Here is a 20375-nt window from a genome sequence, read left to right as displayed (position 1 = left end):
AAAAAAATGATTATTCCAGCTATTGATTTAATAAAAGGACAAGTTGTTAGATTACATCAGGGTAAGTTTAATATTAAACGTAAATATTTACATAAACCTTTTTTTTATATTAAAAAATATTTGAAACAAGGAGCTAAAAAAATACATCTAATAGATTTAGATGGAGCAAAAGATCCTAGTAAAAAGCAAATATTTTTATTAAAAGAATTATCTAAAATTAATTTTATTTCTATACAAATAGGAGGAGGTATTAGAACTCAAACAGATATAGATTTTGTTTTCAATTTAATACCTAATGCACAAGTTATATTAGGTTCTTCAATCATAAAAAATCTTAATAATGTTAAAAAATGGTTTAAATTATATAATCCATATTCTTTAATTTTAGCATTGGATATTAAATTTGATAAGAATTATAAAAAAATAGTTTTTATTAATGGATGGCAAAATAAAAGTAATATTATTTTTGAAGATATTATAGAACAATTTTTAAATATAGGTTTAAAATATGTTTTATGTACAGATATTTCTAAAGATGGTACATTATTAGGACCAAATATAAATCTTTATACTGAAATTGTAAAAAAATATCCAGAAATATTTTTTCAAGCATCAGGAGGTGTTTCTACTTTAAAAGATATTAAAAATTTAAAAAAAAGTGGAGTAAAAGATATAATTATTGGAAGAGCTTTTTTAGAAAAAATATTTTCTTTCAAAGAGGCTAATTTATGTTGGCAAAAAGAATAATTCCTTGTTTAGATGTTTATCAAAATAAAGTAGTAAAAGGTAAACAATTTAAGAATCATCAAATTATAGGAGATATTTTGTTATTAGCTTCTAAATATGATAAAGAAGGAGCAGATGAATTAATATTTTATGATATTACAGCATCAATTGATAATAGATTAGTTAATAAAAAATGGATATCTCAAATAGCTAATTTAATTAATATACCTTTTTGTGTAGCAGGAGGAATACAATCAATAAGTGATGCTGCACAAATATTACATTTAGGAGCTGAAAAAATATCTATAAATTCTCCTGCATTAAATAATCCTTCTTTAATTACAAAATTATCAAAATATTTTGGTACACAATGTGTTGTAGTAGGTGTTGATTCTTTTTATAATAGTGTAACAAAAAAATATTATGTTTATAAATATACTGGTAATATAAAATATACTAAAATAACTAATTGGGAAACAATTGAATGGATTAAAAAAGTACAAGATTTGGGAGCAGGTGAAATAGTATTGAATATGATGAATCAAGATGGGTTATGTAATGGTTACGATTTAAAACAATTAAAAAAAATAAGAAAAATTTGTAAAATTCCTTTAATTGCTTCTGGAGGAGCAGGTTCTAAAAAAGATTTTTATAATGTTTTTAATAAAAAAATTAATGTAGATGGTGCTTTAGCAGCATCAGTTTTTCATAAAAATATTATTAATATTCAAGTATTAAAACAATTTTTATACAAAAAAAATATAGAGGTAAGAATATGTTAAAAAAAAATTTTGTAGATAATTTAAATTGGATAAAAACTAATGGATTAATACCTACTATTATACAACATAAAATTTCTGGACAAATTCTTATGCATGCTTATATGAATAAAGAATCTTTAAAAATAACTTTAAATACAAAAAAAGTTACATTTTTTTCTCGAACTAAAAAAAAAATATGGACAAAAGGAGAAACAACAGGTAATTTTTTAATTTTAAAAAATATTACTACAGATTGTGACAAAGATACATTACTCATTTTAGTAGAATCAATTAATAAAACATGTCATTTAAATGAATATAGTTGTTTTAAAAAAATTACATCAAATTTTACTTTTTTATATTTATTAGAAAAATATCTAGATAAAAAAAAAGAAAAGAATAATATGAAACCTTTTTCATATACTTATAAATTATATCAAAGTGGTTTAAAAAGAATCTCACAAAAAGTAGGAGAAGAAGCTATAGAAACTATTATAGCTGCAAATTATGATAATAAAACAGATTTTATTGAAGAAACAGCAGATTTAATATACCATTTAATTATACTTTTAAAATTTAAAAATATTAATTTAAATAATATTATAGAAATTCTAAAAAAAAGAAATAGTTAATATTATTTTAATTATTTAAGATTATTTAATATAAAAATATAATCACTAAATGTAAATGATTAGTATTCATTATTTAAATATAATAATTAATATTTTTATAAAATATATCTGCTAATATCTTCATTTATAATTAGCGAATCTAGGTGTTTACTTACATAAATTTTATCAATAGTAATCGATTTATTATTATATTTATCAATATCGTAAGATATATCTGACATTAAATGTTCAAGAATAGTATGTAATCTTCTTGCTCCTATATTTTCTGTTGTTTCATTTACCTTCCAAGCAGATTCAGCTATTCTTTTAATACCATCTTCAGTAAAAATAATATTTATTTTTTCAGTTGCTAATAATGCTTTATATTGCACTGTGATAGAAGCATTTGGTTCTATAAGAATTCTTTCAAAATCATTACTAGTAAGAGCTTTTAATTCCACTCTTATAGGTAATCTACCTTGTAATTCAGGAATTAAATCAGAAGGTTTAGATATTTGAAATGATCCTGATGCAATAAATAAAATATGATCTGTTTTAACCATTCCATGTTTTGTTGAAACTGTACATCCTTCTACTAATGGTAATAAATCACGTTGTACTCCTTCTCGTGAAACTTCTGAAGATATATTATTATTTCTTCTACAAATTTTATCTATTTCATCCAAAAATACAATACCATTTTGTTCAACTGATTCTATAGCTTTTTGTTTAATATTTTCGTTATTAATTAATTTATTCGCTTCTTCTTCTAAAAGTAATCTAATAGCATTTTTAATTTTTAATTTACGTTTTTTTTGTTTATTACCTCCTAAATTTTGAAATAGTGATTGTAATTGGCTTGTCATTTCTTCCATACCTGGAGGTGCCATAATTTCAATTCCCATAGGAGAACTTGATATATTAATTTCAATTTCTTGATTATCTAATAATCCTTGTTTTAATTTAATTTTTAATTTTTCACGAATAGATTTAATATTATCATCTTGATCCCAATTATTTTTATTAGGTATTAATGCATTAATAATTCTCTCTTCAGCCATTTTTCTTGCTTTATTACAATTTTTTTTAAATTCTTTTATACGTATCATTTTTATCGCAACATCAGTTAAATCTCTAATAATTGAATCTACTTCTTTTCCTACATAACCAATTTCAGTAAATTTAGTTGCTTCTACCTTTATAAAAGGTGCATTAGCTAATTTTGCTAAACGACGAGCAATTTCAGTTTTACCTACTCCTGTAGGTCCTATCATTAATATATTTTTAGGAGTTACTTCTTGTCTTAAATTTTCATCAAGTTGCATGCGTCTCCAACGATTTCTCAACGCAATAGCTACGGCTTTTTTTGCATTTTCTTGACCAATGATAAATTTATTTAATTCATTAACTATTTCTTTTGGAGTCATTTCAGACATAATTAGCATTTTCCTCATGCTTATATATTAATTAGATGGCAATTCTTCAATTGTAAAATTATGATTAGTGTATATACAAATATCTCCTGCAATATTTAAAGATTTTTTTACTATTTCATATGCACTTAAATTAGTATTTTCAAATAAAGCACGTGCAGAGGCTTGTGCATATGGACCACCAGAACCAATAGTAACTATATTATTTTCAGGTTGAATTACATCTCCACTCCCTGTAATGATTAAAGAAGTAACTTTATCTGCAATTACTAATAATGCTTCTAACTTACGTAAAATACGATCTGTTCTCCAATCTTTTGCTAATTCTACTGCAGATTTTATTAAATTTCCTTGATATATTTCTAATTTTTGTTCAAATAATTCAAAAAGTGTAAAAGCATCCGCAGTACCACCAGCAAAACCAGCAATTACTGTATCATTGTATAATTTACGAATTTTTTTTACGTTTCCTTTCATTATAATATGACCTAAAGTTGCTTGTCCATCACCACCGATAACTACATTTCCATTTTTTCTTACACTAACTATTGTTGTCATGAGTTTACATTATCCTCAATTATTATTTTTATATCTCATAACATTATAAATATTTTAATATTTTTAATAAAATTTAACTTAATTACATTAATAATTATTATATGATATAATAATATTATTTAAAATAATAATTTTTTTATAAAAAATAGTTTTAATTTTACCAAAAACAGTAAAATTATAACATAATTTGAATTTTAAACAATAAATTTATATTTAATTAATAATAAAATCTTATGTATAAAAATATTTTAATTATTGATACATCTACTGAATATTGTTTTATTACTTTAAAAAATAAAAATATTATTTATAATGAAATAAAATTTTGTCCTTTTTCACATATTAAATATATATTACACTTAATTCATCATATTTTAAAAAAAAATAATTTATTTTTAACTGATTTAGATTTGTTAGGATGTAATTTAGGTCCTGGAAATTTTACAAGTTTAAGAATAGGTATAGCAATAATAGATAGTATATCTTATGCACTTAATATACCTAAAATAGGTTTATCTCATTTAATGATTATTGCTGAAAAATCTTGGAAATTAACTGGAATTACAAATATTATAACTGTAATAAAATATAATAAAAATTATATGTATTTTGCTTTATATAAAAAAAATTTAAAAGGATTATGGATTGGTAAAAATAGTGAATGTTTATTACATTATGATGATTTTATAAAAAAAATTTTGATACTAAAAGGAATATGGGTATTAATTTCTAATATTGATAAAAATATAAAAATTAATATAAAAAAAATATTAAATAAAAATTTAAAAATATATTTTATTAAAAATTTATTTACTTCATCAGAAGTAATGATTGATATTGTTAATAATATTTTATTAAATAAAAAAAAAATAAAAAAATATTATAAAATTAATTATATTAAAAATATTTTTTAAATTTAAATTAATAAAATTATTATTAAATAATATAGAATAATTTTTTATTACAAAATTTTATTTAATGAATAAAATATATATAGTAATTTTTACTTGTAATTTTTTATATAAAAGTATAATTTATTTATGTATATAAAATTAATATAAATATATTTTAAAAATTTTAAAAATGAATAAGTTATCAAAATTAAATCTTTTATCTTCTAGATTTAGAGGATTTTATCCTGTTGTAATTGATATTGAAACTTCAGGATTTAATTCAAAATATCATGCTATATTAGAAATTAGTATAATAACATTAAAAATGAATAATGGTTGGTTAGAAAAAAATGAAATGTTACATTTTCATATTTTACCTTTTAATGGATCTCATATATCTCATGAAGCATTAGCTTTTAATGGGATAAATATTAATACCTCTTTAAGAGGTGCTATAACTGAAAATAAAGCTTTAAAAATTATTTTTTCAAAAATATCTCAAGATATAAAAAAAAATAAATGTAAAAAAGCAGTTTTAGTAGCTCATAATGCTAATTTTGATCATAGTTTTATTATGGAAGCTGTAAAACGTACAAAAATGGAAAATTATAATCCATTTCATTCTTTTGTTACATTTGATACTGCTTCAATGAGTGGTTTAATTTTAGGACAAACTGTTTTAGCTAAATCATGTCATGCTATGGGAATTTCCTTTGATAACAATCAAGCACATTCAGCTTTATATGATACTAACCGTACTGCTAAATTATTTTGTAAATTAGTTAATAAATGGAAAGAAATAGGAGGATGGCCTCCAAAATTTTTATTTTAGAATATACAAGATCAATTATTTTTTTTTATAGTTTAAAATTATTTTTAATTTTTTTGTATTATGTAATGAATATATAATATCATATCCTCCTATTAGTTCATTATTTACCCATAATTGGGGAAATGTAGGCCAATTAGCATATTTTGGTAAAAAATTTCTAATATCAGGATTTTTTAAAACATCAACATAATAAAATTTTATTTTATAAAACATAATAATTTTTACAGCTTTATTTGAAAAACCACATTTAGGATTATTTGGATTTCCTTTCATATATAAAATAATAGGATTATTTTTAATTTGTTCTTTGATCTTTTTTAAGATTTGCATAAAATTTCCTTAATTTTATTAAATTAATTTAATTATATTAATTATATTAAATAATTTCAAATTTTTTTAAAAATATATTTATATATATATAATATTATGTAAAATTCAATAAATATTAAAAATAAAAAAGGATATATGTGCAAAAATATTTAATTGAAATAAAAAAATTATTTAATCTTACAATACCAATTATTTTAACACAAATAGCATGTATTTTAATAAGTATTATAAATAATATTATGTCTGGATATTATAGTAATATAGATATGGCTATTGTAGCTATGGGTACATCAATATCATTACCAATAATATTATTTAGTCAGGGTATTTTATTACCTTTAATTCCTATTATTACTAAAATTAATGGATCTAATAAAAGAAAAAATATAACAAATTATATAAAACAATCATATTTATTAGTAATAATAATATCTTGTATTATGATATTAATTTTTTATAAAATTGGTTTTTTAATATCATTTTTATCTAAAAATAAATTTATAATTTTAAAAACAAAAATTTATTTAAAAATTATTTCCTGGAGTATACCCGGATATTTATTATTACAAGTATTAAGGTTTCAATGTATAAGTTTATCATTTATTATACCAGATATGTTAATTAATTGGTTAGGTGTAATTTTATATATACCTATAAATTATATTTTTATATATGGTTTAGGTTATATACCAAAATTTGGAGGAATTGGATGTAGTATATCTATTGTTTTTATATATTGGATAATGTTTTTTCTTACTATAGTATGTATGTCAAAATCTAAACTCTTTTATAATATTAAATATTTTAGTTTATTTAATAAACCTAATATTAAAATACTAATGAAATTACTAAAATTAGGTATTCCTATTGGATTATCTATTTTTTTTGAAATAACATTATTTAGTGTTGTTTTTTTATTAATATATTCTAATATGGAAATAGAAAGTATTATTAGTTATCAAATAGCTTTAAATTTTAGTTCATTTATTTTTGTTATTCCTTTATCTTTAAGTATTTCTACAACTATAATAATTGGATTTTATCTTGGTTTAGGTTATAAAGAAAAAGCAAAACTTATTAGTTGGATTTCACAAACTATAGGAATAATAATATCTTTTTTTATTTTTTTTATAAGTATTATTTTTAAAAATAAAATAGCTTCTTTTTATAATCATAGTAAAAATATTATAAATTTATCTTCACATTTAATTTTATTAGCATCTATTTATCAAATTTTAGATTCTATTCAAGTTATTGGATGTGGTATATTAAAAGGATATAAAGATACTAAATCTATTTTTTTAATTACTTTTTTTTCCTATTGGGTAATAAGCTTACCTATTGGTTATTTTTTATCTATTACTAATTTTATTGTATCTCCCCCTATGGGACCTGCTGGTTTTTGGATCGGGTTTATAATTGGGTTAACAGTTTCATCATTTTTAGTTATATTACGTATTATAAAAATACAAAAAATTGACTATTAAAATAAATACATATATTATATGTAATGTTGAAGATTTTATTTATAATATATGCGTTCTTAACTCAGGGGTTAGAGTGTCACTATGACATAGTGAAAGTCAGAGGTTCAATTCCTCTAGAACGCATAAAAATCATAGTTATATTATTTTTTATTTCCAATAAATTAAACAAAAATTTTTTTTCCCTTTTCGTAATAAAGTAAAATGATTAAATTTTTTATGATATTCTGTAAATATAAATGAATTATCTAATATATTTTCATTATTAATATATATTGCACGTGATTTTAGTATAGTAAATGCTTGAGTACGAGATGATACAAATTTACTTAGAACTAAAATTGTTGATAAATCAAATTTTTTGTTTTCTAAATAAAGATTATCAATATTATTTAGTAATGTATAAAATTCTTTTTCTGATAAATTATTTATATTTGTATTAAAAAGTAAATTAGTGATTTTTTTTGATATATTTAATTTTTTTTCACCATGAACTATTTTTGTCATATATTCAGCTAATAAATATTGTAGACTATCTTTTTTAATTTTCTGATTTTTTTGTTTGAAAGAATTAATAAAATTAATTTCATAATTAGTGAACATATATAAAAAATTAAATACTGTAGAATCTGGTATATTTAACCAAAATTGAAAAAATTTATATGGACTAGTTTTTTTAGAATCTAACCAAATAGTTTTATTTTCTGTTTTTCCAAACTTTGTTCCATCATTTTTAACAATTAATTTTGTTGTTAAGCCAAAAACTTTTTTTTTATTAATTTTTTTCACAAGATCAATACCAGAAACAATATGTCCCCATTGATCAGATCCACCAATTTGTAGTATAACATTAAAATTTTTATTTAAATAAGCAAAATCATAGGATTGTAATAAATTATAAGAAAATTCTTTAAAAGATATACCACCTTCTATGTTATTATTTTTCATTCTTTTTTTTATTGCATCTTTATTCATCATATGATTAACATAAAAATGTTTTCCTATTTTTTTTAAAAAAAATAAAATATTCATTTTATGAAACCATTCATAATTATTAATTATACTTGCACTATATTTTCCACAATTAAAATCTAAAAAATTTGTTAATTGTAAACTAATTTTTTGAAACCATTTATTTATAAGATCTATTGAATTATTTTTTCTTGTTTTAAATTTAAAACTAGGATCACCAATTAAACTCGTAGCTCCTCCTAATAAAATAATTGGTTTATGTCCTAATTTTTGAAAATATTGAAGTGTAATTAATTGTATTAGATGACCTATATGTAAACTATCTGCTGTTAAATCAAAACCACAATAAAGATTAATATTCTTTTCATTTAAAATATTATATAAATTATTTCTATTAGTTACTTGGTATAAAATATTACGATTTTCTAATATTTTTAGAATATTTATTTTTTTTTTGTTTATAAACATCCATATTCCTTTAATTTTATTAAATATATTTAATATTATTTTTATGTATTTTTTTTACTGTTTTAACTATAATATAAGCATATAAATCAATTTCAATATTTACATAATCATTAATTTTTTTATTTGATAATGTGGTTCTTAATAATGTTTCTGGAATTATATTTACACTAAATTTGTTTTTTAATTTTTTATCTATAGTTAGACTAATACCATCAATACATATTGATCCTTTTTTAAAAATATAATTCATCTGAAAAATATTATTTGGTTTAATCCATAAAATTTTAGAAAAATTATAATTTTTAATATTAATAATTTTAGCTATATTAGTAATATGTCCTAAAACTAAATGTCCTCCAATAAAATTATTTATTGTTATAGGTTTTTCAAGATTTAAATAATCACCTATTTTAATTTTTTTAAAAGTAGTTATATTAAACGTTTGTTTTAATATGTTAAAAACAATTATATTTTTATATAAATTAATAATTGTTAAACAACAACCATTATTAGAAATTGATTGTCCTATTTTTAAATTTTTTCTAAATTTTTTTTTTATTTGTACATATATAAAATATAAATTTTTTTTATAAATTATATTTTTAATTTGTCCTATAGATTTAATGATTCCTGTAAACATTTTTTAATTAACTTTTAATATTTTATTAACTATATATTAACAAATAATCATTCTTTTTATAATAAAGAACATTAAATTTATTAATTTAAATTAAAATAAATTTTTATTTATTAAAATAATTTAAAATTTTTTTAAATTATATTAGATAATCTGATTTCTTAATAAGATTTGAAATTTTTGTTGTAATGTTAAAATACATTTATGTAAAACAAAATTTATTTCTTTTTCATTTAAAGTATAATTTTTATTTTGAATAAATAAACTTAAAGTAATACTTTTATATCCTATAGGAATATTTTTGCTCTGATATACATCAAAAATATTTATTTTTATTATTTCTTTTAAATTCAATAAATTTAATTCATTTAAAATATCTATAAAATAGATATTTTTATTAATAAAAAAAGAAATATCTCTACGATTAATTGGAAAATTAATATTTTTTTTTATAAAAAAAATATTATTAATAATAATTTTATTAAAAAATAATTCAAAGAAAAAAGTATTTTTATTTTCTATATTAAAATAACTGATAAATCTAGGATGTAACATACCGATATATCCAATATATATATTATTAAAATAGATTGATGCATTTATATAAGGATGTAAAATTGTTATATTACATTGTTTATGAAATTCAATTTTATTTTGTTTGGTAAAAAAATTAAAAATAGATTCTAAATCACCTTTTAAGTCATAAAAATTTATTATTCTATTTTTTTCATTCCAATAATCTTCTTGTATATTACCATTAACTATTCCAGATAATATAAATTTTTGTGATATACCTAATTTTTTTTTAAAATTTTTATAAAAACATAAACCATATTCAAAAAAACGTAAATTTTTTTGTTGTCTATTTTGATTATAAATAATATTATTTATTAAACCATATGATAATGAATTACGCATTACAGATACTTCTTTAGTAATGGGATTTTTAATTTTAATAGAATCTATTTTAGGATACAACATAGATTGTATATTAGGATTAATAAAACTATAATTAATTACTTCGTAATATCCTCTATTAATTAATATATTTTTAATTTTTTTTATACTAATCTTATTATTTTTTAATGTAAATTTATTATTTTTTAAAATATCATTTTTATTTAAATATATTTTTACTTTACTAGGAACTTTATTATATCCATATATACGTATAATTTCTTCTATTATATCTTCTTCTATATTTATATCATTACGCCAACTAGGTATTTTTATAATATAACAATTAACTTTTTCTTTTAAAATAAGGAAATCGAGTTTAACTAAAATATTATCAATATTTTTTTTATTAATATTAAAACCTAAAATTTTTTTTATTTTATCAAATGATAATATTATTTTTTTAGGAATGTAATTAATATTATTTATGTTAAATGAATATATATTACCTATTTTTCCTCCAAATATTTCTGATATTAAATTTACTGTTCTTTTTATTACTTTTTTTGTAATTAATGGATCTAGATATCTTTTATACATATTAAAAATATTATCATAAGCATGATACTTTTTTAAAAGTAAATTAATATATACTTTATTTAAAAATAAACATTCTATTAAAATATTTTTTGTATTTAATTCTACTCTTATTTCTTTATTCTGAGTTATTCCTGGTATAGACAATATTTTATTATTATCTTTAATAATTAAAAAATCATTATTTTTATTATTAATAAAATTAATTTTTTGATTTTTAGTATCAATAAAATTAAATTTATTTTTTGCATTATTAATTATATAAATATTTCCTTTAATTTTATTTAAATCATATAATTGAATAGGATAACCTAATTCTAAAAATATATAATTACGAATATTTAATAATGGATTTTTATGTATATAAAAACCTGATTTATATAATCTATCATTAATAATAATATAATTTTTTTTTTTTAAATCAATATTCTTAATTATACAATAATTATATTTATATAATTTGTTTTTTATATTGTTATCAAAAAAAATATTTATTTTATATTCTTTAGTCTTTTTTATTAAACTATTATAAAAAGTGTTAATAAAAAATTTATTATTTGATAAGGTAGATAAATCTCTTGATAAACCTAATATACTTAAACAATCAGGTCTATTAAATGGGATATTTATATGTAAAATATTATCATAATTTTTATTAGTATAAATAGGTTCAATCTTTTCTACTTCAAAACCTAATTTTGTTAATTTTTGAGATAAGATATTAATATCTTCATCATTTTTTAACCATTCCCGTAACCATAATTCACTAAGTTTAATCATATAAAATTATTTAATTTAAATTGTTTAAGAAAACGTAAATCATTCTTATAAAATAAACGAATATCACTTATATTATAATATAGCATAGTTAATCTTTCTACTCCTATACCAAAAGCATATCCACAATATTTAGATGAATTTATATTAACATTTTTTAATACATTAGGATGTACCATACCAGCTCCTAAAACTTCAATCCATTTTTTATTTTTATTTAAAACATCTATTTCTAAAGAAGGTTCTGTAAAAGGAAAATATGAAGGTCTAAAACGTATTTTACATTTTTTCCCGAAAAAAAAATTTAAAAATAAAGATAAAATTCCTTTTAAATCCACAAAATTTACGTTATTATTAATATATAAACCTTCTATTTGATGAAACATTGGTGTATGGTTACTATCGCAATCGTTTCGATAAACTTTTCCAGCAGTTAATATACGTATAGGAAGTTTTTTTTCTTTCATTATTCTAATTTGTACATTAGAAGTTTGTGTTCGTAACAATATATTTTTATCTAACCAAAATGTATCTTTTTTTGTTCGTGCTGGATGATTTTTAGGAATATTTAATGCATCAAAATTATGAAAGCTATCTTCTATTTCAAGACCTATAACTATTTGAAATCCTATTTTTATAAAAAAATTTTCGATTTTTTTAATAATATAACTTAAAGGATGTTCAGAACCCATTTTGATAGATTTGCCTGGTAATGATATATCTATTTCCTGTGATAAATATTGTTTACTATTTATTTTAAATTCTATCTCTTTTTTACGTTTTTGTATTATTTCTTTAATTATTTTTTTTTGATAATTAATAATGATACTTTTACTAATTTTTTCTTTTTTATTTAATTTTTTTATGAGTAAAAATTGAGAAGATATATAACCTTTTTTACCTAAATATTTAATTTTTAATTTATTTAAATTAATAATATCTTTTGTTTCACAAATTTCTTTTTTAGCATTGATTATTAAATCATCATCAAATTTCATAGAAATATTCTCATTAATATACTAAAAAATAAAAATATAAAAATTTAATAAAAAAATTATTTAATTAATTGAATATTTTATTAATTTATTAAAAGATACGTTATTAGATATTGCCATATTAGCTAAAATTTTTCTGTTTATATTAATATTATGTTTTTTTAAATTATATATAAAATTACTATAAGAAATTTTTCTTTTTCTTACAGCTGCATTAATTTGCATAATCCATAATTGCCTAAATTTTCTTTTTTTTTGTTTTCTATCTCTATAAGAATATTGTCCCGATTTAATAATTGCCTGAAAAGCAGAACGATAAGTCCTAGATTTAGATCCATAATAACCTTTTGCTTGTTTTAAAATTTTTTTATGTCTAGCTTTTGAAGTAACACCACGTTTAATTCTTACCATGTAAAAACTCCTAATATTTTATTCAAAAAATTTATTTCTTCTTTATTATTATAAATAAGGAAGACAAGTTTTTAATGAATATGTATCTCCTTTTTTAACTATTTTTTTTTGTCTTAATAATCTTTTATTTTTTTTACTTTTTTTAGTTAACAAATGTCTTAAATGAGATTGTTTATGTTTAAATTTTCCAGTACTAGTTTTTTTAAATCTTTTTGAAACACTTCGTACTGTTTTAATTTTTATCATATTTTTAACCTTAAATAATTTTTAATAAAAATTTATTTTTTATTAATTTTTATTTTTTTGGAATTAATATCATTGTAATTTGTCTACCTTCGACCTTTTTAGGGAAAGATTCAACTATTGCTAAATTTTCTAAATCTTTTTTTATACGATTTAACATAAAAAAACCAAGTTTAGTATGTAGCATTTCTCTACCTCTAAATCTTAAGGTTACTTTTATCTTATCTCCTTTTTTTAAAAAACGGATTAAATTACGTAATTTAACTTGATAATCTCCTATATCTGTTCCAGAACGAAATTTAACTTCTTTTAAATGTATTATTTTTTGTTTTTTTTTTTGCTCCTTAGAAATTTTATTTTTTTCATATAAAAATTTACCATAATCCATTATACGACATACAGGAGGCATAGAATTAGGACTAATTTCAACTAAATCAAATCCAGTATTTTCTGCTTTTTTTAAAGCTTCTTTTAAGTTAATTATCCCAATTTGTTCTCCTTTTAATCCTATTAATCTTACAATTTTACTTCTAATATTTTTATTTATTTTATTAGGTCGTAATAATTGTAATATTTTTTTTCCACTTTTAATATTTTATCTCCTTAATTTTTTAAACTATAATTAATAATTTCTTTTTTTATTTTGTTAATAATATCATGAATGTTCATAAATCCCAAATTTTTACCAAAACAATTTCTAACAGAAATTGTATTATTTTTAATTTCTTGATCTCCACATATAAAAATATAAGGAATATGTTGAATAGTATATTGTCTAATTTTAAATGATATTTTTTGATTTTTTATATCATATTCTACACGAATATTATTTTTTTTAATTATTTTAAATATTTTTAAAACATAATCATTATGTTTTTCACTAATATTTAATATTATTATTTGAATGGGTGCTAACCAAATAGGTAAATAACCAGAGAATTCTTCAAGAAGAATGCCTATAAATCTTTCTATTGAACCTAAAATAGCACGATGTATGATAATTGGAGTATCATGTATATTTTTCTCATTAATATAAAATAAATTTAAGCATTGTGGTAATGTAAAGTCTAATTGAATTGTACCACATTGCCATTCTCTATTTAAACAATCAAAAAAAGAAAATTCTATTTTAGGACCATAAAATGCTCCTTCACCTATTTTATATTCAAAATTAATATTTAATTTTTTTAAAATATAAGATAAATCATTTTCTGTTTGATCCCAAAGTTTATCATTACCAATTTTATTTAAAGGTCTTGTTGATAATCTAATTAAAAATTTTTTAAAACCAAAAACACGATAAATATCATACATCATATTAATACAATTTTCTATTTCTTGTATAACTTGATTTTTTGTACAAAATATATGTGCATCATCTTGAGTAAAATTTCTTAATCTCATTAAACCATGTAGAGATCCTGATGATTCATTTCTATGACAAATACCAAATTCTGCAATTCTTAATGGTAAATCTCTATATGATTTTAATTTTTGTTGAAAAATTTGTATATGTCCAGGACAGTTCATAGGCTTAATACAATATTTTCTATTTTCGGAATAAGTAGTAAAAATTGCTTTTTTATAAATTTTCCAATGTCCTGTATTTTCCCATATAGAAATATCAGTTATTAAAGGAGTTTTTACTTCTATATAATTATATTGATTTAATTTTAAACGTAAAAATTTTTCTAATTCACGAAAAATAATATAACCATTATTATGCCAAAAAACCATTCCCGGAGATTCATTTTGAAAATGATATAAATCTAATTTTTTCCCTATAGACCTATGATCCTTTTCTAATAATTTATTTTTATTAAATAAATCTAATTTTTTATCTATTTTTTTTAAATTATAATTTTGTTGCATTTTTTTTTTATAATAAAATTATTACTTAATAATAACAAAATTTTTTTATAAAATATATATAAAATACTAGAATAATATTTATTATTTCTTATTTAGTATAAAATATACTTAATTACTAAAAAAATTTTTATAATAATTAAATTTTTAAAATTTTTTAATTTATAATTTTTTGTCCACATATAACTCTATTATATCCTTGTATATCGGTATATTGATTAATATTTTTAAAATTTTTTATTTGAAACATTTTTTTTATAATATATCCTTGTTTATATCCATGTTCTAATATTAACCAACCATAATTATTTAAATATTTTAAAGATTTTGAAATAATATAATTTAAATCTTCTGTCCCTTTTTTAAGAGAAATTAATGATGTAAAAGGTTCAAATTTTAGTTCTTTTTCTAAAAAAAAATATTTGTCAATACTTATATATGGAGGATTACTAAAAATAATATCAAATTTTTTATTTTTTAATTTACTGAACCAATTACTTTTTAAAAAAGTAATATTATAAATATTTAATTTTTTAGCATTATGTTTTGCTACATTAAGTATATTTTTACAAATATCAATAGCGATAATATTTAAAAAATTAAATTCAAAAGCAATTGCAATAGCAATTGCACCGCTACCAGTACCTAATTCCAATATTTTTTTAGTATTATCATCAATTTTTTGTAAAATAATATTTACTAAGATTTCAGTATCTTTACGAGGTATTAAAACACAAGGAGAAACATAAATTTTTAATGACCAAAATTCACAAAAACCTAATATATATGCTATAGGTTCTCCTTTAATTCTTCTTTGTAATAAATTTTTTAATATTTTTAATTTTTTATAATTTATTTTTCTTTCACAAAAACCATAAATCCATGATTTAGATTTTTTTAAAATAAAAGATAATAAAATTACAGATTCTAGATGATATAATAATATCTTATTTTTTTTTAGTAAATTAGCTGAATATTTTAACCATTTTTTAATAATCATTTATTTTTTATTATATTTGATAATTTATTAGTATTATATTTTTGTATAATAGGATTTATTAATATATCTAAATTTCCATTCAAAATTTCATTTAATTTATAAATTGTTAAATTAATACGATGATCTGTTACTCTTTTTTGAATAAAATTATATGTTCTATTCCTATCTGAACGATCTCCTGTACCTAATAATATTTTTTTTTTTAGTGCATGATGTCTATTTTTTTTTGCAATTTCTATTGCATTAATTCTAGCTATTAAAACTTCTAAAGCTTTAGCTTTATTTTTATGTTGAGATCTTTCATCTTGACATTCAACTACTATTCCTGTTGGAATATGAGTAATACGAATAGCTGAATCTGTTGTATTTACATGTTGTCCACCTGCTCCAGAAGATCTAAATGTATCAATTTTTAAATCTTGACTATTTATTTCTGGAATTTCTTTTTTTAATAATTCTGGCATAACAGCAATAATACAAGTAGAAGTATGTATTCTACCCTGTGATTCTGTTTCTGGTATTCTTTGTACTCTGTGTCCTCCTGATTCAAATTTTAATTTTCCATATACTCCAATACCAGTAATTTTTAAAATAATTTCTTTAAAACCTCCATGTTCACTATAATGTATATGAATAATTTCTACTTTCCATTTTTTAGATTCAGCATATCTAATATACATTCTAGAAATATCACTTACAAATATTGCTGCTTCATTTCCTCCTGAACCAGATTTTATTTCTAGAAAACAATTACGATTGTCTTTTTCATTTTTAGAAATAAAAAAATTTTTTATTTTTTTTTCTATTTTTTTTTGTTTATTTTTAATATTTTTTATATCTTCTAATACTATAGAATATATTTCTTTATCATTTAATAGTGATTTACTATTTTTTAAATTTAATTTGATTTTTTTCCATTTGATAAATAATTTAATGATGTTAGATAATTTTGCATGTTCAGTTGATAAATTACGCAAAGAATTATAATCATTATATAGTTTATAATTATTTAATTTTTTTATTATATAATTATATCTTTTTTGTAATATATTAAGTTTTTTAATAATATAAGGATTCATAAAATTTATTTTAGTATTTTAAGCACAAATATAATATTATATATTATAAATAATGTTTTATTAGTATTCTAATATAAAATATATTGTATATACATATATAATTTATATATAAAAATTTATTTATATTATTATAATTTAGTATTAAAAAAAAATTAATTTTATAATTATAGAATAGGTGGTTAATTCGTGTCTAATATGAAATTATTTTCTGGAAATTCTGTTATAAAATTAGCAACTAAGATTGCTAATCATTTATATATTAATTTAGGTAAAATATTTGTAGGACGTTTTAGTGATGGAGAAATATCTGTTAAAATAAATGAAAATGTAAGAGGAGATGATATTTTTATAATTCAATCAACTTGTAATCCTACAAATGATAATTTAATTGAATTAATCATTATGATTGATGCTTTTAAAAGAGCATCAGCTGGTAGAATAACAGCAGTTATTCCATATTTTGGTTATGCTAGACAAGATCGAAGAATTAGTTCTGCTAGGGTTCCAATTACTGCTAAAGTAATAGCTGATTTTTTATCTAAAGTAGGAGTAAATAGAATACTAACAGTAGATTTACATGCAGAACAAATTCAAGGATTTTTTAATATTCCTGTAGATAATATATTTGCTAGTCCTATATTTTTAATGGATATATTAAAATATAAATTAAATAATCCAATAATAGTTTCTCCTGATATTGGTGGAGTAGTTCGTGCAAGAGCAATGGCAAAAAAATTGTTTAATGGAACCATAGATATGGCAGTAATAGATAAAAGAAGAACTAATAATAATATAACAGAAATTATGCATATTATTGGAGATGTTAATAAACGTGATTGTATTTTAATAGATGATATTATTGATACAGGAGGAACTTTATGTAAAGCAGCTGAAGCATTAAAAAATAATGGAGCCAAAAAAGTTTTAGCATATGTTACACATGCTATTTTTTCTGGTAATGCAGCTAAAAATATTTTTAGTTCTGTAATAGATAAACTTATTGTATGTGATAGTATTCCATTAAATGAAAAAATACAAAAATTAAATAATATTAAAGTATTATCTTTATCTCATATGCTTTCAGAAACAATAAGAAGAATTAGTAATGAAGAATCTATTTCTATAATGTTTAAATAAAAATAATAAATAGGTTAATATTTGAATACTTATATTAAAATAATTATAGGATTAGGAAATAATATAAATAATAAATTTATTGGATCTCGTCATAATTTAGGTTCTGATTATCTTATTAAATTATCTAAAAAATTTAATGTAAAATTTAAAAAAATAAAAAAATTCGATGGTTATGTTAGTGAAATTTATATTGCAAGATATAAACTAATTTTATTTATTCCTAATTCTTTTATAAATAATTCAGGTAAATCAATATTTACTATTATTAATTTTTATAAAATTTATTTTAAAAATATTTTGATTATTCACGATGAATTAGATTTTTTACCTGGAATAATAAAATTTAAATATGGAGGGAGTAGTGGTGGTCATAATGGATTAAATAATATTATTAAAATTTTTAATAGTAATTCTTTTTATAGATTACGTATAGGTATTGGACGTCCATATAATAAATCAGAAATAAATAATTTTGTATTAAATTATCCTACAGAAATAGAAAAAAACAAAATTAATTTTGCTATTAAAAATAGTATTAATGCTTTAATACTTTTAATTAAAACTAAAAATTATAATAAAGCTATTAATTACTTACATTCTAAAAATAATAAGGTTAAATAATGGGATTAAAATGTGGTATTATAGGCTTACCTAACGTAGGTAAGTCGACTTTATTTAATATATTAACTAATTCTAATGTAGATGCTTTAAATTATCCTTTTTGTACAATAAAACCAAATACTAGTGTAGTTACTGTACCTGATGATAGATTATTTTATTTAGCTAAATTAGCTAAGTCTAAAAAAATTATACAATCTATAGTAACTTTTGTAGATATTGCAGGATTAATAAAAGGAGCTTCTAAAGGAGAAGGATTAGGTAATCAATTTTTACATAATATATCAGAAGTTGATGCTATTCTTCATGTAGTCCGTTGTTTTAATGATAAAAATATAATAAACTTATCATTTGATCCTATAGAAGATATTAATATAATAAATAATGAAATTATTCAATTTGATATTAATTTAATAAATAAATTAAAAAATAATATCTTGAATAAAAATTTTTATAAATGGAAATATTTATTAAAAATTTGTTTAAATTATTTAAAAAAAGGAAAATTACTTAATTTTTTAAGTTTAAATTTAAAAGAAAAAAAATTTTTACAAAATTTAAAATTATTAACAATAAAACCTATGATGATTATAGCTAATCTAAGCATAAATAAAATTAAAAATAAATTTTTTTTAGAAAAAATTAATATTTTAATTAAAAAATATTTAGTTTGTAAAATATGTTTAAAAATTCCTCAAAAAGAAAAAAAATTAATTTTTTTCAAAAAAAATATTAATTTAAAAAAAATAATAATTTTAAGTTTTAAATTATTAAACTTACATACTTTTTATACTGTAGGAATAAAAGAAACAAAATCATGGAGTATTTTAAAAGGGACTACAGCATTAAATGCTGCTAAAAAAATTCATAGTGATATTCAAAAAGGTTTTATAAGAGTTAAAGTAATTCATTTTAAAGATTATATAATTTATAAAAATGAAACACAAATCAAATTAGCAGGTAAAATTAGAATAGAAGGTAAAAAATATGTTATTTTAGATGGAGATATTATACATTTTCTTTTTAAAGTATAAAAAATTTAAAAAA

Annotated in this window: 22 protein-coding genes and 1 tRNA gene; 10 read left to right on the top strand and 13 right to left on the bottom strand. The window is 19.0% G+C overall.

Going from position 1 to position 20375, the window contains the following annotated elements; translation table 11 throughout:
* The first annotated feature begins 6 nt into the window (after positions 1-6).
* From GJT89_RS00585 to hisIE, 3 genes are read left to right on the top strand one after another with little or no spacing between them, the layout of a single operon-like run.
* A complete protein-coding gene (locus GJT89_RS00585) occupies positions 7-747 on the top strand; it encodes a 1-(5-phosphoribosyl)-5-[(5-phosphoribosylamino)methylideneamino]imidazole-4-carboxamide isomerase (protein ID WP_168894620.1) in 741 nt (246 codons plus the stop codon).
* On the top strand, positions 729-1508 hold the full coding sequence (gene hisF, locus GJT89_RS00580) for an imidazole glycerol phosphate synthase subunit HisF (protein WP_168894619.1): 780 nt from the start codon (positions 729-731) through the stop codon (positions 1506-1508). The genes GJT89_RS00585 and hisF overlap by 19 nt, the downstream gene beginning before the upstream one ends.
* Entirely contained in the window at positions 1502-2119 is a 618-nt protein-coding gene (gene hisIE / locus GJT89_RS00575) for a bifunctional phosphoribosyl-AMP cyclohydrolase/phosphoribosyl-ATP diphosphatase HisIE (protein ID WP_168894618.1), read from the top strand. The genes hisF and hisIE overlap by 7 nt, the downstream gene beginning before the upstream one ends.
* A gap of 95 nt (positions 2120-2214) precedes the next feature.
* Here the strand turns inward: hisIE and hslU are convergent, their stop codons facing one another.
* Together hslU and hslV are read right to left on the bottom strand one after the other, a co-directional pair.
* Positions 2215-3534 (bottom strand): ATP-dependent protease ATPase subunit HslU, encoded by a 1320-nt coding sequence (hslU, locus tag GJT89_RS00570; RefSeq protein WP_168894617.1) that lies wholly within the window; start codon positions 3532-3534, stop codon positions 2215-2217.
* Between the two features lie 27 nt (positions 3535-3561).
* Complete coding sequence (hslV, locus tag GJT89_RS00565; RefSeq protein ID WP_168894616.1) at positions 3562-4089, bottom strand: ATP-dependent protease subunit HslV; 528 nt, start codon at positions 4087-4089, stop codon at positions 3562-3564.
* Between the two features lie 233 nt (positions 4090-4322).
* Here hslV and tsaB point away from each other — a divergent pair, with 233 nt between their 5' ends.
* Positions 4323-5003, top strand: a complete 681-nt coding sequence (gene tsaB / locus GJT89_RS00560) for a tRNA (adenosine(37)-N6)-threonylcarbamoyltransferase complex dimerization subunit type 1 TsaB (protein WP_168894615.1) — start codon at positions 4323-4325, stop codon at positions 5001-5003.
* A 169-nt stretch (positions 5004-5172) separates the two neighbouring features.
* Complete coding sequence (gene rnt / locus GJT89_RS00555; RefSeq protein WP_168894614.1) at positions 5173-5814, top strand: ribonuclease T; 642 nt, start codon at positions 5173-5175, stop codon at positions 5812-5814.
* A 15-nt stretch (positions 5815-5829) separates the two neighbouring features.
* Here rnt and grxD read toward each other — a convergent pair whose 3' ends face one another.
* Entirely contained in the window at positions 5830-6144 is a 315-nt protein-coding gene (gene grxD / locus GJT89_RS00550; protein WP_168894613.1) for a Grx4 family monothiol glutaredoxin, read from the bottom strand.
* 137 nt (positions 6145-6281) lie between these two features.
* Here grxD and GJT89_RS00545 point away from each other — a divergent pair, with 137 nt between their 5' ends.
* Entirely contained in the window at positions 6282-7631 is a 1350-nt protein-coding gene (locus GJT89_RS00545) for an MATE family efflux transporter (RefSeq protein ID WP_168894612.1), read from the top strand.
* A 50-nt stretch (positions 7632-7681) separates the two neighbouring features.
* A tRNA-Val gene (locus GJT89_RS00540) sits at positions 7682-7754 on the top strand.
* A gap of 24 nt (positions 7755-7778) precedes the next feature.
* Here GJT89_RS00540 and tyrS read toward each other — a convergent pair.
* From tyrS to prfA, 10 genes are all read right to left on the bottom strand, one after another.
* Positions 7779-9068 carry a tyrosine--tRNA ligase gene (tyrS, locus tag GJT89_RS00535; RefSeq protein WP_168894611.1) on the bottom strand — a complete coding sequence of 430 codons (1290 nt, stop codon included), beginning with the start codon at positions 9066-9068 and terminating at the stop codon, positions 7779-7781.
* A 19-nt stretch (positions 9069-9087) separates the two neighbouring features.
* On the bottom strand, positions 9088-9708 hold the full coding sequence (locus GJT89_RS00530) for a riboflavin synthase (protein ID WP_168894610.1): 621 nt from the start codon (positions 9706-9708) through the stop codon (positions 9088-9090).
* A 141-nt stretch (positions 9709-9849) separates the two neighbouring features.
* On the bottom strand, positions 9850-11979 hold the full coding sequence (gene pheT / locus GJT89_RS00525; protein ID WP_168894609.1) for a phenylalanine--tRNA ligase subunit beta: 2130 nt from the start codon (positions 11977-11979) through the stop codon (positions 9850-9852).
* Positions 11976-12974 carry a phenylalanine--tRNA ligase subunit alpha gene (gene pheS / locus GJT89_RS00520; protein ID WP_168894608.1) on the bottom strand — a complete coding sequence of 333 codons (999 nt, stop codon included), beginning with the start codon at positions 12972-12974 and terminating at the stop codon, positions 11976-11978. Before pheS ends, pheT begins: the two co-directional genes overlap by 4 nt.
* A 60-nt stretch (positions 12975-13034) precedes the next feature.
* Positions 13035-13382 carry a 50S ribosomal protein L20 gene (rplT, locus tag GJT89_RS00515; protein WP_168894607.1) on the bottom strand — a complete coding sequence of 116 codons (348 nt, stop codon included), beginning with the start codon at positions 13380-13382 and terminating at the stop codon, positions 13035-13037.
* 48 nt (positions 13383-13430) lie between these two features.
* On the bottom strand, positions 13431-13628 hold the full coding sequence (rpmI, locus tag GJT89_RS00510) for a 50S ribosomal protein L35 (protein ID WP_168894606.1): 198 nt from the start codon (positions 13626-13628) through the stop codon (positions 13431-13433).
* A 49-nt stretch (positions 13629-13677) separates the two neighbouring features.
* Positions 13678-14217 (bottom strand): translation initiation factor IF-3, encoded by a 540-nt coding sequence (gene infC, locus GJT89_RS00505; RefSeq protein ID WP_168894909.1) that lies wholly within the window; start codon positions 14215-14217, stop codon positions 13678-13680.
* A gap of 11 nt (positions 14218-14228) precedes the next feature.
* A complete protein-coding gene (gene thrS, locus GJT89_RS00500) occupies positions 14229-15497 on the bottom strand; it encodes a threonine--tRNA ligase (protein WP_168894605.1) in 1269 nt (422 codons plus the stop codon).
* A gap of 154 nt (positions 15498-15651) precedes the next feature.
* The gene (gene prmC / locus GJT89_RS00495; protein WP_168894604.1) at positions 15652-16494 is read right to left on the bottom strand and encodes a peptide chain release factor N(5)-glutamine methyltransferase; all 843 of its coding nucleotides are present in this window, start codon (positions 16492-16494) and stop codon (positions 15652-15654) included.
* Entirely contained in the window at positions 16491-17573 is a 1083-nt protein-coding gene (gene prfA, locus GJT89_RS00490; RefSeq protein ID WP_168894603.1) for a peptide chain release factor 1, read from the bottom strand. Before prfA ends, prmC begins: the two co-directional genes overlap by 4 nt.
* A gap of 186 nt (positions 17574-17759) precedes the next feature.
* Here prfA and GJT89_RS00485 point away from each other — a divergent pair, with 186 nt between their 5' ends.
* From GJT89_RS00485 to ychF, 3 genes are read left to right on the top strand one after another with little or no spacing between them, the layout of a single operon-like run.
* Positions 17760-18710, top strand: a complete 951-nt coding sequence (locus GJT89_RS00485; protein WP_168894602.1) for a ribose-phosphate pyrophosphokinase — start codon at positions 17760-17762, stop codon at positions 18708-18710.
* A 21-nt stretch (positions 18711-18731) separates the two neighbouring features.
* Complete coding sequence (gene pth / locus GJT89_RS00480) at positions 18732-19331, top strand: aminoacyl-tRNA hydrolase (protein WP_168894601.1); 600 nt, start codon at positions 18732-18734, stop codon at positions 19329-19331.
* A complete protein-coding gene (gene ychF / locus GJT89_RS00475) occupies positions 19331-20362 on the top strand; it encodes a redox-regulated ATPase YchF (protein WP_168894600.1) in 1032 nt (343 codons plus the stop codon). The genes pth and ychF overlap by 1 nt, the downstream gene beginning before the upstream one ends.
* The last annotated feature ends 13 nt before the right edge of the window (positions 20363-20375 follow it).

This window comes from Enterobacteriaceae endosymbiont of Donacia versicolorea (assembly GCF_012570965.1).
In the GTDB taxonomy this organism is placed as follows: domain Bacteria; phylum Pseudomonadota; class Gammaproteobacteria; order Enterobacterales; family Enterobacteriaceae.
The sequence above is the reverse complement of the archived record's forward strand: the minus strand, read 5'-3'. Positions and strand labels throughout refer to the sequence as shown.

Coding starts and splice junctions, on each gene's coding strand:
- GJT89_RS00585 (WP_168894620.1), top strand. CDS start 7: ATGATTATTCCAGCTATTGATTTAATAAAAGGACAAGTTGTTAGATTA.
- hisF (WP_168894619.1), top strand. CDS start 729: ATGTTGGCAAAAAGAATAATTCCTTGTTTAGATGTTTATCAAAATAAA.
- hisIE (WP_168894618.1), top strand. CDS start 1,502: ATGTTAAAAAAAAATTTTGTAGATAATTTAAATTGGATAAAAACTAAT.
- hslU (WP_168894617.1), bottom strand. CDS start 3,534: ATGTCTGAAATGACTCCAAAAGAAATAGTTAATGAATTAAATAAATTT.
- hslV (WP_168894616.1), bottom strand. CDS start 4,089: ATGACAACAATAGTTAGTGTAAGAAAAAATGGAAATGTAGTTATCGGT.
- tsaB (WP_168894615.1), top strand. CDS start 4,323: ATGTATAAAAATATTTTAATTATTGATACATCTACTGAATATTGTTTT.
- rnt (WP_168894614.1), top strand. CDS start 5,173: ATGAATAAGTTATCAAAATTAAATCTTTTATCTTCTAGATTTAGAGGA.
- grxD (WP_168894613.1), bottom strand. CDS start 6,144: ATGCAAATCTTAAAAAAGATCAAAGAACAAATTAAAAATAATCCTATT.
- tyrS (WP_168894611.1), bottom strand. CDS start 9,068: ATGTTTATAAACAAAAAAAAAATAAATATTCTAAAAATATTAGAAAAT.
- GJT89_RS00530 (WP_168894610.1), bottom strand. CDS start 9,708: ATGTTTACAGGAATCATTAAATCTATAGGACAAATTAAAAATATAATT.
- pheT (WP_168894609.1), bottom strand. CDS start 11,979: ATGATTAAACTTAGTGAATTATGGTTACGGGAATGGTTAAAAAATGAT.
- pheS (WP_168894608.1), bottom strand. CDS start 12,974: ATGAAATTTGATGATGATTTAATAATCAATGCTAAAAAAGAAATTTGT.
- rplT (WP_168894607.1), bottom strand. CDS start 13,382: ATGGTAAGAATTAAACGTGGTGTTACTTCAAAAGCTAGACATAAAAAA.
- rpmI (WP_168894606.1), bottom strand. CDS start 13,628: ATGATAAAAATTAAAACAGTACGAAGTGTTTCAAAAAGATTTAAAAAA.
- thrS (WP_168894605.1), bottom strand. CDS start 15,497: ATGCAACAAAATTATAATTTAAAAAAAATAGATAAAAAATTAGATTTA.
- prmC (WP_168894604.1), bottom strand. CDS start 16,494: ATGATTATTAAAAAATGGTTAAAATATTCAGCTAATTTACTAAAAAAA.
- prfA (WP_168894603.1), bottom strand. CDS start 17,573: ATGAATCCTTATATTATTAAAAAACTTAATATATTACAAAAAAGATAT.
- ychF (WP_168894600.1), top strand. CDS start 19,331: ATGGGATTAAAATGTGGTATTATAGGCTTACCTAACGTAGGTAAGTCG.